At 45.7% G+C, this 16,004-nt stretch carries 14 protein-coding genes and 1 pseudogene; 3 read left to right on the top strand and 12 right to left on the bottom strand.

Annotation, left to right across the window (positions count from 1 at the left end; translation table 11 throughout):
• Positions 1-111 precede the first annotated feature (111 nt).
• A complete protein-coding gene (locus HPL003_RS29285) occupies positions 112-279 on the top strand; it encodes a hypothetical protein (protein WP_007432475.1) in 168 nt (55 codons plus the stop codon).
• Between the two features lie 124 nt (positions 280-403).
• Here the strand turns inward: HPL003_RS29285 and HPL003_RS19955 are convergent, their stop codons facing one another.
• From HPL003_RS19955 to HPL003_RS19905, 11 genes and pseudogenes are all read right to left on the bottom strand, one after another.
• Positions 404-1,450 carry a FecCD family ABC transporter permease gene (locus HPL003_RS19955; RefSeq protein WP_014281549.1) on the bottom strand — a complete coding sequence of 349 codons (1,047 nt, stop codon included), beginning with the start codon at positions 1,448-1,450 and terminating at the stop codon, positions 404-406.
• A gap of 1 nt (position 1,451) precedes the next feature.
• Positions 1,452-2,515 (bottom strand): annotated as a pseudogene (locus HPL003_RS19950) (FecCD family ABC transporter permease).
• 229 nt (positions 2,516-2,744) lie between these two features.
• A complete protein-coding gene (locus HPL003_RS19945) occupies positions 2,745-3,722 on the bottom strand; it encodes an ABC transporter substrate-binding protein (RefSeq protein ID WP_043922459.1) in 978 nt (325 codons plus the stop codon).
• Between the two features lie 37 nt (positions 3,723-3,759).
• The gene (locus HPL003_RS19940) at positions 3,760-5,475 is read right to left on the bottom strand and encodes an ABC transporter ATP-binding protein (RefSeq protein WP_014281547.1); all 1,716 of its coding nucleotides are present in this window, start codon (positions 5,473-5,475) and stop codon (positions 3,760-3,762) included.
• 37 nt (positions 5,476-5,512) lie between these two features.
• Positions 5,513-6,520, bottom strand: coding sequence for an ABC transporter substrate-binding protein (locus HPL003_RS19935; RefSeq protein WP_014281546.1), 1,008 nt, complete (start codon positions 6,518-6,520; stop codon positions 5,513-5,515).
• A gap of 369 nt (positions 6,521-6,889) precedes the next feature.
• Complete coding sequence (gene rbsB / locus HPL003_RS19930) at positions 6,890-7,801, bottom strand: ribose ABC transporter substrate-binding protein RbsB (RefSeq protein WP_014281545.1); 912 nt, start codon at positions 7,799-7,801, stop codon at positions 6,890-6,892.
• A gap of 33 nt (positions 7,802-7,834) precedes the next feature.
• The gene (rbsC, locus tag HPL003_RS19925) at positions 7,835-8,803 is read right to left on the bottom strand and encodes a ribose ABC transporter permease RbsC (RefSeq protein ID WP_014281544.1); all 969 of its coding nucleotides are present in this window, start codon (positions 8,801-8,803) and stop codon (positions 7,835-7,837) included.
• 1 nt (position 8,804) lies between these two features.
• On the bottom strand, positions 8,805-10,286 hold the full coding sequence (locus tag HPL003_RS19920) for a sugar ABC transporter ATP-binding protein (RefSeq protein ID WP_014281543.1): 1,482 nt from the start codon (positions 10,284-10,286) through the stop codon (positions 8,805-8,807).
• 45 nt (positions 10,287-10,331) lie between these two features.
• Positions 10,332-10,754 (bottom strand): D-ribose pyranase, encoded by a 423-nt coding sequence (rbsD, locus tag HPL003_RS19915; RefSeq protein ID WP_014281542.1) that lies wholly within the window; start codon positions 10,752-10,754, stop codon positions 10,332-10,334.
• Position 10,755: 1 nt separating this feature from the next.
• The gene (rbsK, locus tag HPL003_RS19910) at positions 10,756-11,634 is read right to left on the bottom strand and encodes a ribokinase (RefSeq protein ID WP_014281541.1); all 879 of its coding nucleotides are present in this window, start codon (positions 11,632-11,634) and stop codon (positions 10,756-10,758) included.
• Entirely contained in the window at positions 11,627-12,655 is a 1,029-nt protein-coding gene (locus tag HPL003_RS19905) for a LacI family DNA-binding transcriptional regulator (RefSeq protein WP_014281540.1), read from the bottom strand. The genes rbsK and HPL003_RS19905 overlap by 8 nt, the downstream gene beginning before the upstream one ends.
• Positions 12,656-12,868: 213 nt before the next feature.
• On the opposite strand from HPL003_RS19905, the gene HPL003_RS19900 reads away from it, so the two are divergent.
• Entirely contained in the window at positions 12,869-13,597 is a 729-nt protein-coding gene (locus tag HPL003_RS19900) for a DsbA family oxidoreductase (RefSeq protein WP_014281539.1), read from the top strand.
• A 102-nt stretch (positions 13,598-13,699) separates the two neighbouring features.
• Here HPL003_RS19900 and HPL003_RS19895 read toward each other — a convergent pair whose 3' ends face one another.
• Entirely contained in the window at positions 13,700-14,488 is a 789-nt protein-coding gene (locus HPL003_RS19895) for an SDR family oxidoreductase (RefSeq protein WP_014281538.1), read from the bottom strand.
• A 178-nt stretch (positions 14,489-14,666) separates the two neighbouring features.
• On the opposite strand from HPL003_RS19895, the gene HPL003_RS19890 reads away from it, so the two are divergent.
• Entirely contained in the window at positions 14,667-15,584 is a 918-nt protein-coding gene (locus tag HPL003_RS19890) for an AEC family transporter (RefSeq protein ID WP_014281537.1), read from the top strand.
• The last annotated feature ends 420 nt before the right edge of the window (positions 15,585-16,004 follow it).

The raw sequence follows: 16,004 nt of genomic DNA, 5'->3' as shown, positions 1-16,004 counted from the left end.
TTCATCATTCAGCACGCTATACTTAAAGAAGTCGAAAGGCAAACTTATTTTCAGCTTAAGTTCATTTCAAAAAAGTAACTTATTCATGACAAAGGGAGTGTTCATTTATTTATGAGTACCGAAATGCTGGAACGTCGAAGTGAAATTCTAAAACGGAACATCCATCAATTGCTGGTTCAGGAAAATCAACACGGCGTGACGCGTCAAGAAAATTACACTTTGCACAAAATGATCAGAGAGCTTCATCAAACTTCTCATGCCTTGAATACTTCCCGTTGATATGAAAAATACGAATGTTTAAATTTTCAAATGCAAAATAACCTTCAGCCCCACTTCCTTAGTGGGGCTGAAGGTTATTTTGTCATGTATAGCTTTTAGAATAAGTTATGATTTCTTCGCGAAGTTATCCCTTGGAGCGACTCAGCAGATATAGGAAGTATGGAGCACCAATGATCGCCACGATCAAGCCTGTCGGGATTTCTTTCTGTAAAGGTAAGGATCGTGTAATCGTATCCGCCACAAGCACTAACAGTGCCCCGACCAATGCACAGGCCACCAGCAGCATCTTATGCTTTGGACCCACAAGTTTTCTCGCCAAATGTGGAGCAACTAAACCGACGAAGCCGATTCCACCGCTAACCGATACGCTGGAACTGGCCAATCCAACCGCAGCAGCTAGCAGAAGGATGCGTTCTTTTTCAATAGATGTACCTAACCCGGATGCCGTCTGATCTCCCAAATTAAGCACATTCATTACATTGGCCTTGTAGTATGCGAAAGGCAGCAACACCACAAGCCAAGGTAACAGTGCCATTACAAATTTCCAGTTGGACCCCCATATACTTCCTGCCAACCAACTGGCAACAAAGGTATAACTTTCAGGCGTAAGCTTGAGAGTCAAGATGATCATCGCAGCACTAATCCCTGCGGCTACACCAATCCCGCTTAACAGTAACCTTGTCGGAGAAATCCCTTCACCCTTTTTGTAAGAAAGCGCGTAGATCAGAATAGCAGTCGCTCCTGATCCAATCAGTGCAAGGCCAGGTAGTAAAAACAATGAATTTGTTGTTTGCATCGTTGGGAAAAGCAATACAAATAGCATAACCATCAGCCCGGCTCCGGCATTAATCCCCAAAATACCAGGGTCCGCCAAACCATTACGTGAAACGCCTTGCATGATACAGCCGGAAACCGCCAGACCTGCACCGATCAAAATGGAAATAACCATTCGTGGCAATCGGAATTCAAACAAGATTAATTCCTGCTGTGGAGTCCCTTGCCCAAATAAGGTTCTAAAAAGCTCCATTGGCGAAAGTCGAATGGTTCCTGTATTCGCACTAATGGTGAATGCAACAATGAGCAGAATGATCAGAACGATAACAGCGATCCAATCATGGATTATTTTACGGTGACCTGCTTTGGCAATAGCTCCAGTCGTGATGTTATTCATCTTACAGTGCTCTCCTTTCTTTACGAGCCAGATAAAGGAAGAATGGCACCCCAATCAGGGCAATAAGCACGCCTACTGGTGTTTCCTCCGGTGCATTAATCATACGAGCCGCCAGATCGGCAAACACGATGAGTAAAGCCCCCATAATGGCCGAGCAAGGAATGATCCAGCGATAATCGACACCTACCAGCTTGCGGGTCATATGAGGAATAATCAGCCCTACAAGCCGATAGAGCCTACCAGCGACACTGCCGCCCCCGCCAGAATAAGTACCAAGATCATCCCAAGCACCTTTACAATGCCAGTGCGCTGACCGAGACTGAGCGCAATTTCATCCCCGAGGCTGAGCAACGTAATAGACCGTGACAGCATAAGAGCGCCGATGAAAGCAGCCACAACCCAAGGCAAGACAATCCCCAGTTGCACCCACTTGGTTCCGCTAAGTCCGCCTGCATACCAGAAGGCCAGATCCTGCCCGACATTAAAATACAAGCTGATCGCGTCACCCAAGGCAGACAGCAATGCCGTTACAGCTGCACCCGCCAATACAAGGCGTACTGGCGTAAGTCCACCCTTGGATATGGAGCTTGTACCATATACCATCACAACGGCTAAGGCCGCGCCAACAAAGGAGTACAGCATCAGCTGTAAAAAGGATGACCCGGGAAAAAGGGCAAAACAAATCGCCATCGCCAAGCTGGCTCCCGAATTCAGCCCAAGCAAGCCCGAATCAGCCAGCGGGTTGCGGGTCATTCCCTGCATTATCGCCCCCGCCACAGCGAAGCAGACTCCGATCAATACACCACCTAAAATTCGAGGTAGCCGAATTTCCCAAATAATTTGATGATTTTGTATTCCAGGGTTAAAATGAAAGACTGCGCTCCATACCTCAAACAGCTTAATAGGAGCCGCACCGAAAGATAGAGATAAAGCGATACCGAACGCCAAAAGGGCTAGCCCGGCTGTTAAGATGAGCGAAGCCGCCCATGGCCGTGAGTGGAATTGAGTCGGCGGCTGGCTATGGTTACTCTGGGTGGGACTCTCCGATGATTCTGATAATTTCATGACTATTTTTCACCCTTACTGTTGAATAGTATGTAGGATATAACACAAACCTGTGCTCATGAAGGCGTTTGATAATGAGAATTATTATCATGCAATCTTTACTATTGTAAATTAATGCGGCAATGGCTTCAATAGTAAATTTCGACGAACCCGCGAAGCACTGCAATTTTGTGAAAAAATAAAGCCCTTTGGCATAAATACCAAAGGGCTGCCAGCAACACCTGAGTAACTACTTTTGTGAAGCTTTCTCTTTATTCTGCTGAACGAGCATATCTGTGATTTCTTCAGCTTGCCCTACAATGGCAATCGGGTCAAAGTACCAATAGCGATCCTCCTGTAGCTCAAAGACCTTGCCATTTCGGACGGGATCCAGTGTCTTCCATATACTGTCCCCTGTATAACCGGCGGTTTCCTTGTTAACCGTCAGAAAAATATAAGAGCCAGCATACTGACTAATAACTTCTTTCGATACCGATTTCCATTGAGTCTCACCTAATAATTCTTTTTGGACAAGCGGCGGAGGTGTCAGACCCAGTCCTTTGTATACCGCCTGCCCTCCTCTGCCAAAGTTATCACCATATACATAATATTCCTTCGTTGAAGCCTCCATGACGGTGAAGGTATCCTTAGGTTGAATGATTCCTTTTAACTTGTCGCGTGCTATCTGCATCCGCTGATCGTATTGGGCTAGCCACGCTTTAGCCTCTTGGTCTTTATCAAGAAGCTCTCCAAAAGCGGTGAGTTCCTCATGCACATCCTTGTATGTTCCATAAGGAATGGCGATGGTCGGAGCGATTTTACTGTATTTCTCATATTCAGCAGCATCTTTGGATCCAATCAAAATCAAATCTGGCTCCAGAGTAAGTACTTTTTCAAAGGACACGCTACCGCGGTCTCCAATGCTTGTAACGCCCTGTACCAGATCCTTTGAAAACGGATTGTCCAAATAATACTTAACACTCCCAACGGGTTTAATACCGAGAGCTAATAAATCATTCTGATACAAATCTACTACGATCCGTTGAGGATGAGTTGGGATCGTAACATCACCATAAATTGTTTGGACTGTTTTCGTTGCTGGCTTCTGCTCGGTAGGAGTTTGATTCTGCTTTCCGTCAACCTGTCCCGTATTTCCTCCACAAGCGGTCAGAGCCAGGATGAATGACAGCAGCAGCATTGCAATCCACATTTTCTTTTTCAAAAAAATTCATTCCTCTCTCTACTTACATTTCATACTATTTCATTTAGGTGCCGTACTGGGCTTGATGCAGACGGCTATATGGACCTTTTACCGCCAGCAATTCTTCATGTCTACCTTGCTCTGCGATTCCCTGATCGGCAACCACGATAATGCGGTCGGCGTTTTTAATCGTTGCCAGACGATGCGCAATAACGAGCGTTGTGCGCCCTTGCGACAACTCTGTCAAAGCCTGCTGAATCGCAGCTTCTGTCTCTGTATCCAATGCTGATGTTGCTTCATCCAAAATGAGAATAGGTGGGTTTTTGAGGAACATCCGGGCAATAGACAAGCGTTGCTTTTGACCCCCTGACAGCTTCACGCCCCGTTCACCGATCATCGTATCCAAACCTTCGGGATATGAACGAACAAGATCTTCAATCTGAGCCCGTCGGGCGGCATCCCAAATTTCTTCTTCCGAAGAATTTAGCTTGCCATATGCAATATTTTCACGAACCGTTCCATCGAACAGGAACACATCCTGCTGTACGATACCAATCATAGAGCGCAACGATTCCAGCTTCATTTCACGGATATCCATACCATCAATGGTAATGCAGCCTTCCTCCACATCATAAAAACGTGGCAACAAACTGCAAAGCGTCGTTTTACCTGCTCCTGAAGGGCCCACCAGTGCTACAGTCTCTCCCGCATGGATGGATAGGTCCACTTTACGCAATACTTTGTCTTTGTTTTCATAACCAAATGTTACACCTGCAAATTGGATTTCTCCATTGAGATGAGGAACGGTCTTGGCCCCTGGCAGATCCTCTACATCCGATTCACTTTCCAACAAATCAAGGTATCGGCGGAAGCCGGCAATCCCTTTGGGATACGTTTCAATCACGGAGTTAATTTGCTTGATGGGTGCGAGAAATACGTTGGATAGCATCACAAACGCGATAAATTCCCCGTACGTCATTTGCCCTTTAATCACAAACCATGTACCGCACACGAGTACAAATAGCGAAACCAGTTTCATCAGAATAAAACTAATCGAAGAATTCCAAGCCATAATACGGTAAGCAATTAGCTTGGTTTTACGGAATCGTCCGTTGTTTTCAGCAAAGCGCTCCATTTCATGCTCTTCGTTCGAAAATGCCTGTACGACGCGGATACCACTGACGTTGTTTTCGATGCGTGCGTTGTAATCTGCGATATCCGAAAACATGCGATGGAAAGCAGCATTCATTTTACGGCTAAAATACAAGGATAAATAAATCATAAGTGGAACAATAATGAACGTCAGCACTGCCAGCTTCCAGTTAATACTGAGCATGATGCCGAAGGCCCCTCCCAGTGTCATCAACGCGATAAACAAATCTTCGGGTCCGTGGTGGGCAATCTCCCCGATATCCATCAGATCGTTAGTCATACGGGAGACAAGATGCCCTGTTTTGTTATTATCAAAAAAACGGAAGGATTGTTTCTGTACTCGATCAAACAGCTTTTTACGCATGTCAGATTCAATGTTAATTCCCAGCTTGTGTCCCCAATAGGTAACCACGTAATTTAATCCGGCACTGACTACATAAATACCAAGCAGTCCTAGACAAGCATATAAAATCCACTTCCAGTTCCCGCTAGGTAGCAAATCATCGACCACCCGGTTGACGGCAAGTGGGAAAGCCAACTCCAGCAAGGCAGCCAGCAAGGCGCAAGAGAAATCAATAATAAACAAAGTCCGGTAAGGACGGTAGTATTCAAAAAATCGTCTTAACATGTATATGACTCCTCCTTTCTTATTTCAATTGAATTGATTATTTAGGATCGACGGAAAGCATGTTGACGGCTTCATCCAGCGATTTGTCGATAGCAAGCGGTGAATACGTAAACCACGGGTCAGCTTTGATGAAATATACTTTGTGATTTTTAACCGCAGGGAGATTTCTCCACAGTGCGCTTTGCTCGATTTCCTTGAGGATCCCGTCCTTGGTCTCTTCATCATAAACCAGCATAATAATTCGATCCCCTGACAGTTCAGGCAGCTTTTCCATCGAAATGCTATCGTAAACGAAATTAAAGTTCGGGTCCTTCGCCAGCTTCTGGCGTATATACTCAGGAGGATTCAATTCAAGTGAACGGTAAATGACATGTCCTACATTCCGCGCCCCGTACACTCTTAGCACATCCTTGCCGTAAGTCATGTAAATCGTGATCGTTTCATCTTTCTTAAATTTTCCAGCCAGCTTCTTCCGACCTTCGGCAGCCTTTTTATCCAGATTAGCAATCCACTGCTCAGCTTCTTTGTCCTTACCCAGCACAGCGGCAACATCCCGAAATTGCTTGAACACATCCCCTGCTCCAAAAGAAACGACTACGGTTGGAGCAATTTTCTCCAGCTGCTCCTTCACTTCGGGAGTGGTATCTTCTGTTGTTATGATCAGGTCTGGCTGTAGCTCCAGCACCTTTTCTACATTCGTCGGGTTCCCAATATCCGAGATTCCGTCAATCTTACCTTTTAAATATTCACCCTCCAACAAATGGGAAGCAGCACCTACCGGCTTAACTCCCAAGGCCAGTATGGCATCCAAATATTGCGTCGTAACAACTCGCTGCGGATTTACAGGGATATTGATCTTGTTGCCAGCGGCATCTGTATATTCACGCATGGCAACCGTTTTGGATTGCCCGGAAGAGTCATTAGTGCTGGTCTTTCCGTTGGTCTGATTGCGGGTATCTGCGTTTCCACAAGCACCCAGTACAACCGTCAGCAGAACCACGAGACACAGCGTAATCCCTAATTTTACCTTGTTACTTTGTTGCAAGATGATGTCCTCCTTAAGCATATACACTAAAATGATAGTGATTCTCATTATCATACAATTGTTATTCTATCTTTTACCGCTACTTCTTACAACACTAAAATTAGTTGCTTTCAATCGAGTGTCCCCCGAAAAAAACGAAATAGCGATGATCATCACCCACAGACTGCCTGACAATGTCAACAAGGCCCCCAACAGCAGAATTCCAATCGCGATTCCCAGAACGGCATATCTGCCTATCTGTCAGGCTGTCTCCCCATCCAGGTGGAGCTGACCGTTTCCATAATGTACAATAAAAAACGGACTGATCGCATTTTCGATCAGTCCGGAATCTTAAATATAGGTGGGCAGCATACGCCCGTTTTATTTCTTCTAATCCACCAGCTCCAGCTTGGCAGGAATCGATTTTTTCACAGTTTTACCTTGGAGTACATCCTTTGCTGCCTGAACCGCCAATTGTCCGATCAATTGGGGTTGCTGAGCCACGGTCGCCGTGAGTTTGCCCTCCTTAATAGATTTAAGTGCATCCTCGTTACCGTCAAAGCCGATCACCGGGATATTTTTACCAGAGCTTTGAATGGCTTCAATTGCCCCAAGCGCCATTTCATCATTATGGGCAAATACCGCCTGAACGTCCGGGTTGCCTTGCAGCAGGTTTTCCATGACATTCAAGCCTTTGGTCCGGTCAAAATCGGCCGACTGTTTGGCAATAACGTTCAGTTCCTTATCCGCTACTTCGTGGAAGCCTTTGCCCCGTTCGCGGGTAGCCGATGCACCTGGTACGCCTTCCAACTCAATGACCTTAGCACCTTTTCCGACTTGATCAATCACGTATCTGGCAGCCATACGTCCACCCTCTACATTGTCCGAAGCGACAAGCGCTTTTACATCTCCTTTGTCAGCAGAACGATCCAGCGTAATGACCGGGATGTTCAAAGCGTTCGCGGATTGAACCACCGTGGAGATAGCCGACGAATCTGTCGGGTTAATTAACAACGCATTTACGCCTTGCTGGATCAGATCGTCCACATCATTGCTTTGCTTCGCCGAATCATTTTGCGCATCGACGACAATGACTTGCAATCCTTGCTTTTTTGCTTCTGCAACGACTCCGTCTTTAAGAGAAACAAAGAATGGATTGTTCAGTGTTGAGATGGACAAGCCGATTTTGATTTCCTTCAAGTTCGCACCTGCTTTGGGTTTCGCCCATTCTGGCGGTTCCAGGGAACAACCCGTCATCAGCAGGAGTAGCAAGGCTGTCATGATCAATGTAAGTTTTTTCATATATATGGTCTCCTTCTATGCAGATTAGGCGTATTAAGCTGATTTCTTGCGGTCGATCAATACAGCAATGGCGATTACAATCCCTTTGACCACCATTTGATAAAAAGAGTTCACTCCTAGTAAATTCAAGCCATTGTTCAGCGTACCGATTATAAGTACACCGATCAACGTACCTACGATTCGCCCGCGTCCCCCTGACAGGCTGGTTCCGCCCAGTACGACAGCCGCAATGGCATCCAGTTCATAAGAAGTACCTGCTGTCGGCTGCGCCGAGTTCAAACGTGAGGTCAAAATAGCACCCGCCAAAGCAGAGAGCATTCCAGCCAAAGAGTAAATCCAAATTTTCACGCGCGGTACTTTAATGCCGGATACAATCGAAGCCTTCTCGTTACCACCGATGGCATACGTTTTGCGTCCAAACGGCGTTTTATGCAAAATGATCCACAGTACGGCAAAGGTAATGAGCATTGTAATCGCCGGAACCGGAATGCCGAACTGGTAGCCGCGCCCGAATAACTGGAATACCAGACTGTCTCCAAGTCCTGTAATGGGATTACCGTTGGTATAGACCAGTGTCAATCCTCTAAAAATAGTCATGGTTGCTAGTGTAGCGATAAACGGAGCCATTTTACCTTTGGTGATCATCAAGCCATTAATCATCCCCATGACTCCACCCAGCGCACAGCCAATGATAATCGCCAAAATCGGATCGAACCCGGCCAGCATCATATTCGCAACAAACGCACTGGATAGTGCTAAGATCGAGCCGACAGACAGATCAATCCCACCAGTGAGAATCACGAAAGTCATACCAAATGCAATCAGCGCATTAATAGATACTTGGCGCAACAGATTCAGAATATTAAGCGGTTCCAAAAAGCTGGGATTCAAGACCGATACGATGATGACCAAAATAATGAGCCCCAGTAACGGGCCGAGCTTTTGCGTGATTTGCGACATTTGAAACCCTTTGCCACCTTTTGTTTCATTCATAGTTGTCATATTACTGTCCTCCTGTAGCTAACGTCATAATGTGTTCTTGTGTAGCTTCTTTCCTACTCAGTTCCCCGCTGATTATCCCTTCATGAACAACGATAATACGATCGCTCATGCCGAGCACCTCGGGAAGTTCTGAGGATACCATGATGATCGCTACTCCGCGCTCGGTCAATTCGTTCATCAACTGGTAGATTTCCCGTTTGGCACCTACATCCACGCCTCTTGTCGGTTCGTCAAGAATGAGTACGCTTGGGCCAATACCCACCCATTTGGCGATAACCACCTTTTGCTGATTGCCACCTGACAGACTGCGTACCGTCGTTTCTCCTGATTGCGTTTTTATTTGTAAGCGCTTTATTAATGTGTTAACAAAATCCAGCTCTTTTTTGCCTGAAATAAATCCTTTCGACGTAAAGCTGAACAGATTGGGCAGCACCATGTTTTCCCGGATCGAAAAATCCAACACCAAGCCCTCATCCTTGCGGTCCTCTGTAATAAACCCAATTCCCAGCTTCACCGCGTCATCCGGCTTGCGGATGGTTACCTTTTTTCCACGCACATGGATTTCACCACTATCCAAAGCATCCAGTCCAAAAAGCGCCCGCATGATTTCTGTTCGCCCCGAACCCATCAAGCCTGAAAAGCCTACAATTTCCCCGGATCGCACGGTAAAATTCACATTTTTAAATAAACCTTTGTGCGAAGCATTTTTGACCTCCAGCACCACTTCTCCCAAAGCAGGCGTTCTAGCCGGGTAGCGCTCAGTCAGCTCTCTACCGACCATTTTCCGTACAACCTCATCAAAATCCGTATCGGGAATCGCTTGGGTATCCACTGTTTTTCCGTCACGCATGACGGTAATCCGGTCGCAGATTGCGAATATTTCCTCCATTCGATGTGAAATATAAACAATGGAAACGCCTTCTTTTTTCAAGGAAGTAATAACCTCAAACAGCTTTTGAATTTCCCGTTCGGTTAACGCGGCTGTCGGTTCATCCATTACGATCACTTTGGCATCTGTCATCAATGCTTTGGCTATTTCGATCATCTGCTGTTGACCCACGGAACATTCGCCTGCTTCACCATTCAAAGGCAGATTCACCGCAAGCTTAGCGAATTGCTCATTTGCTAACGCTTTCATTTTGGCGCTATCGAGCAATCCCCACTTGGATGTCATTTCCTTCCCGATAAATAGATTTTCCAGCACGGTCATTTCCGGCCACACATTCAGCTCCTGGTGGATAAAAGCAATCCCTTTTTGTTCCGCCTCTTTAGGGTTAGCAAAATAGGTTTCCTGACCGTCAATGATAATCGTCCCTTCATCACGACGATGCAGCCCGATTAAAATATTCATAAGCGTTGATTTACCTGCACCATTTTCACCCATGAGTGCATGAACCTCTCCTTCACGAAGATCAAAATCCACACCACTCAGCACCTGATTGGTACCAAAGGCTTTGTGAATTCTCTTCATTTGAATATGCATGCTACCTCCTCCTTTTTATATAAAATTGACTTATCCAAAATAGACTTATCCAAAATGAACTCCGGCCTGCAAAATACAATTGGCAAACGGCTTATTTTCTCCTGTGCGGATGACCACCTTGGCATGGCGGGTCAATTCCTTGAATTGTTCATGCGAACAAAACTCAATGGCGGCTGTTTGCGAATTCTCTGACTCATCCTCTATAAATGTGCGGATAATATACTGTAGAGCTTCATCATTCCCCTGTTTAATTTCTTCAGCCAACGTTACCTTTTCGATCACCATATCTGCTGCGATTACATCAACTACGTCCTGAAAGGATGGTACGCCCAATCTGAGGGCTAAATCAATTTTGGTAACGCCTTCAGGAATGGGTAAGCCCGCATCGGCCACGACAATATAGTCTGTGTGGCCGAGATCCGACAGTACTTTGGATATATGACTGTTCAGGATTCCATATTTTTTCATATTATAATTGTTCCTCCACTTCACGCCGTGTTGGCATGCCACCCTGTGCTCCAAATTTGGTAACGGACAGCGATGCGGCGCGGTTAGCAAATTTTACGCTATCTTCCATCGTTTTCCCCTCAGCCAGCGCGACCGCAAATGCAGCGTTAAATGTATCCCCTGCACCTGTCGTATCCACGGCTTCTACTTTATAAGTAGGAACAACGACCTCCTGTTCTCCGTCGAAGAATCGTACACCGTTGCTGCCTTCAGTAACAAACAGCTTGTTCGGATATTGACGCAGAGCCTCTTGAAGGCTTTGGCCCTTGAATATAATAGCAGCTTCATGCTCATTGGGCGTAATATATGTCGCGTTCTCAATCACACTTGCTTCCACCTCACGGGCCGGAGCGGGATTCAGCAATAGCGGTACCTCATACTTGGCGCAAATTTTGCTCACGTATACGACCGTTTCCTCCGGAATTTCCTGTTGGATGAGCACCATATCTGAATTTCGGATCACATCGAGCGCTTCCGCTACATAGGCAGGAGTTATTTCATTATTCGCTGCTTTAACAAAGACAATACTGTTATCGCCTTCAGCCAGTACAATATGTGCTGTGCCACTTTCCATATGTGTAACCGGTTTCACATAGCCGACATGAACATGGTTTGCTTCAAAGTTCCGTAAAATCTGTTGGCCGAAATGATCATCCCCTACGCGTCCAATCATCGTAACATCCGCTCCGAGACGTGCTGCGGCTACAGCCTGATTGGCACCTTTCCCCCCAGGCACGGTTGTAAAGCTCTCACCCAGCACCGTTTCTCCTGCGCCGGGGCGCTTGGATGAAGTCACTACAAGATCCATAGAGCTGCTTCCGATAATCGTGATTTTAGCCATGATAATCCACCTTTCTGGTCGTTTCCCGTTCAATAAATTTGACAGGCAATTGTATGCTTGAATGGGTAAGTATGCTCGAATGAAGATTAGGCACGCTTGATTTCGTTACTTGTGACTGCTCAATCAGTTGAATTAGCAGACCTGCTGCTTCCCATCCCATTTCATAAGCGGGCTGCCGGATCGTTGACAATGGCGGGAATAACAAGCTGCTTAACGGTATATCATCAAACCCGATAATCTGAACATCATCCGGGATTTTCTTTCCTAATCGATGTGCCTCGTGCATCACCGCTGTAGCCACAATATCGTTACTCGCAATGACTCCGTCCGTATCGGGATGCTTGTTGAACAGTTCTTTGGCCCACAACTCGGCTTCCTTGAACGAAAAAGACGTCGTCTTGACGACATGATAAGCAATATTCGATTGCTGAAGTTCTTCAACCGCCCCGCGAAAACGATCCTGTGCCGGACGAATATGTGCCGGGCCCTGCATGACCGTAATTTGTTTGCTACCACGGGCAATGATTTCCTGTGCTGCAAGTCGACCACCATGAGCGCCATCCGCATATACGGAGGGACTGTCATTGGAAGTCCGATCGAGAAAAACGACAGGGATTTTCAGCTTGGCGTAGCAATCAGCATTGGGATCATTTGTAGATGAAATGACGCCAACGACATTATTTTGAATAAAGGTATCCATGTAATCCAGTTCTTTTTGCCGATCCTCATCACTATTGCCAAAAATAATTCGAAAATCATTTTCCTGCATTCGATCCTCCACTCCACGAGCCAGCAAGGGAAAATAAGGATTCGTAATATCCGGCAGAAGCAGGCCGATTAATCTGGATTTCTTTTTGTACAAAGATCGAGCCACTTCATTAGGCTTGTAATTCAGCTGCTTGACAGCGGCTTCAACCTTTCGTCGTGTATCCTCATGCACATAGCCCGTTTCATTAATAACTCTGGATACGGTCGCTACGGAAACGCCTGCATAGCTGGCGACCTGTTTAATTGTTGTCATTGTTTAGTTTCAACTCCAATGTGTAACCGGTTACACATATAAAATATCACAGCAATTATTTTTTGACAAGCACTAAATAATTGCACGCAGCAGTTTTTGGCCTTATAATTCTGAATGTAACTGATGAAGTTTCACCTTTAACAAATAATCAAAACGTGTGCTTACTCACTACCGGTTACTTGACAAAATATGTATACACGGAGGCTTTTCCCTATGAATATTGAAGTTTGGTCAGATTATATGTGTCCGTTCTGTTATATCGGTAAACGCCGTTTGGAACAAGTATTGCAGCAATTCCCGGACCACGATGAGGTGCAATTGACGTTTAAGAGCTTTGAGCTGAACCCGGATGCTGTAAAAGATAGTGGTAAAACGATCAATGAAGAGCTGTCGGCCAAATATGGCGTCAGTCTGCAAGAGGCTCAAGCCATGAATGACCGTATGAACGAAAACGCACGCTCGGCGGGCCTGGAGTACAATATTCATGCGATGGTGCCAACCAACTCTATGGATGCCCACCGCTTAACGCTTTGGGCTCAAACACAAGGCAAAATGCTGGAGCTGAGCGAGCGCTTATTCCAGGCTGTGTTCATAGAAGGAAAACATACGGGCGACCCTGAAGTGCTGGCGGCGCTGGCTGCCGAGGTTGGTCTGGATCGAGACGAAGCCGCTGCTGTGCTGGCCAGTGATCGCTATACGAATGAAGTTAGAGCCGATGAAGCCGAGGGTGCTCAATTGGGTGTTCGTGGTGTGCCGTTCTTTGTTTTTGATCGTAAATTTGCTGTTTCGGGTGCTCAGCCGGACGAGGTATTCCATGATGCCCTGCAAAAAGCATGGGACGAACGCTCTCCATTCACTATGGTAAGCGCAAGCTCCTCCGCAGACGATGCAGGTGGTGTATGCACAGACGATGGATGTGAGCTTCCACGACGCGAGAACTGATTGGCCAGTGAACAGCGATTCACAGCTTCTTGACTAACCCTCCTAAAAAGCGTGCTAACATCTGATTAATTCTGATGCTGGCACGCTTTTTTTTAATATTTGTTACAACGATCTGATCATCCCGCCATCGACAAGAATGGTGCTGCCTGTCAAATAAGAAGAGGCTTCAGATGCCAGAAAAGCAACCACTCTCCCGAACTCTTCCGGCTCCCCATATCGTCCCAACGGAATACCCTCTTCTGCTTGTTTACGAACCTGATCCAATGTTTGTTGAGTCTTCTCGGCCCGATGCTCGTCCAGGCTTCGCACACGATCAGTTGCAATTCTCCCTGGTGCTACGGTATGTACTAGAATATTGTAGGGAGCTAATTCCAGAGACAGTGTTTTCGCCAATCCAGCGACACCTGTACGTAGTGTATTCGAGATAATAAGACCCGGAATCGGCTGCTTCACCGAGGAGGATGCAATATTTAAAATTCGGCCGCTTTGCTGTTTTTTCATATAAGGTAAAGCTTCGCGAATTAAACGGATGTGACTAAGCAAATTTTGCTCAAAGGCTTGCAGCCATACTTCATCCGTAAAATCATCAAAGGTTCCCGCAGGAGGTCCACCCGCATTGTTAACTAAAATATCGACGGTGCCAAACAAATCTGCCGTACGACGGATAGCTTCGGAAATATGTTCAGGTTTTGTTACATCGCAGACCACATATTCGACGCGCCCGCTGGCCGTTTCCTTGAGTTCCGCCTGTGTACGTTGAAGCTCCGCTTCGTTCCGGCCCGAAATCACGACATTCGCACCTTCACGTGCCAGCTCCCGTGCGCTTGCCTTGCCAAGTCCTTTGCTGGAGCCTGCAACAAAGGCAGCTTTTCCCGTTAATCCTAAATCCATCTATGCCACTCCCTTTTCTCAGTGTTCTATTAATTGTACACATGACCAGCACGTAATGCGAGTAGCCTCTTTTCGGTTATATAAAATTTCATTATACGCCTAACCTATTTCCACAGTATAATGGACAATGCATATGCATTTTTAAGAAATCGCACAATAGAAAGAAGATGAAACAGATATGTTCGGCACCATTCTTTTAGACGTGGTTTTACCTATTTTTGTACTCATCGGTTTTGGTTGTATCATGCAGTATTATTTTCGACTGGATTTGTATACCTTAGCTAAGATCAATTTTTACTATATTACCCCTGCGGTTGTGTTTACCGGTCTTTATAACTCGGAAATTTCGTTAATGCTCATGGGCGAGGTTTCTCTTTTTTACGCCTTGTACATAGCCATTCTGTACGTCATCAGTACGACTGTTGCCAGATCTCTGAAGTATAGCCCCGGAATGCGGGGAGCTTTTACAAACAGTGTCATGCTTGATAATTCGGGAAATTACGGCCTGCCGATCAATCAGTTAGTATTCAAAGGTGATCCGCTGGCTACGTCCGTTCAAGCACTGATTATGACCTTTCAAAGCTTTGTCACGTTTACATATGGTACTTTTGTTGTACAGAACGGCAAGGCCGACACTCGAAAAATTCTGATAAATTTTTTGAAAATGCCGGTTCCTTATGCCCTCGTGCTGGGCTTGCTGCTGAATCTGTTGCACAGTCCATTGCCCAATTTACTGGCAGAGCCGTTGAATTATATCAGCCAGTCGATGGTTGCCGTTGCTCTGCTTACCTTGGGAGCGCAAATTGTGCAATATCCCTTTCGTCTGCGGCGTACAGCCGTGTATATCAGTATGGTGCTGCGTCTAATGGTCGGTCCTGCGGTCGGTTTTCTGCTCGTACTCCTGCTTGGACTTAAAGGGATTCCAGCTCAAGCCCTACTGATTGCATCTGGTATGCCTACCGGTGTTAATACAAGTATTTTGGCGGAAGAATATAAAAATGAACCCGATTTCGCAGCTCAAACAGTACTTCTTTCTACCATTGTAAATGTCATTACAATGACACTGTTGATTTCAGCATCCCGGTATCTTGTTTGATTGGATTGGATAATACAAGCCGAATAGTGCTTCACATCGCCACCGCTTCGCTTGTACAGCACTATTCCGCTACTCCGTTTTTAACGTTCATTTTTTCGTATTCGACTTATATATAACCGCTTTTGTCTGAGGACAAGAGCATTTCATTTCCTAAAAAAAGAACATACGTTCGGATTAATTTACCTTTTTCCTGATTGAAGTGGTATGTGTATTTTGTGGAGATCGTGTGCGAGAAAGAATTGTTTTTCTATTATGAATTTTTCATATACTGAAATAATTATATTAGCATGTTATTGAATATTTTCGGGTTGGTGTTTTCCAATTTGTCGTAGGTCTATTCCCGAAATCGACTGAGAATCATCGATGCCAACAAAAATAAAGCCAGCTCACTCATCAGGAGTGGCTGGCTTTAGGATTATT

The sequence above is a fragment of the Paenibacillus terrae HPL-003 genome (genome assembly GCF_000235585.1).
GTDB classification, from domain to species: domain Bacteria; phylum Bacillota; class Bacilli; order Paenibacillales; family Paenibacillaceae; genus Paenibacillus; species Paenibacillus terrae_B.
Note: the sequence above shows the minus strand (reverse complement) of the source record. Positions and strands in the feature narration are given on the sequence as shown.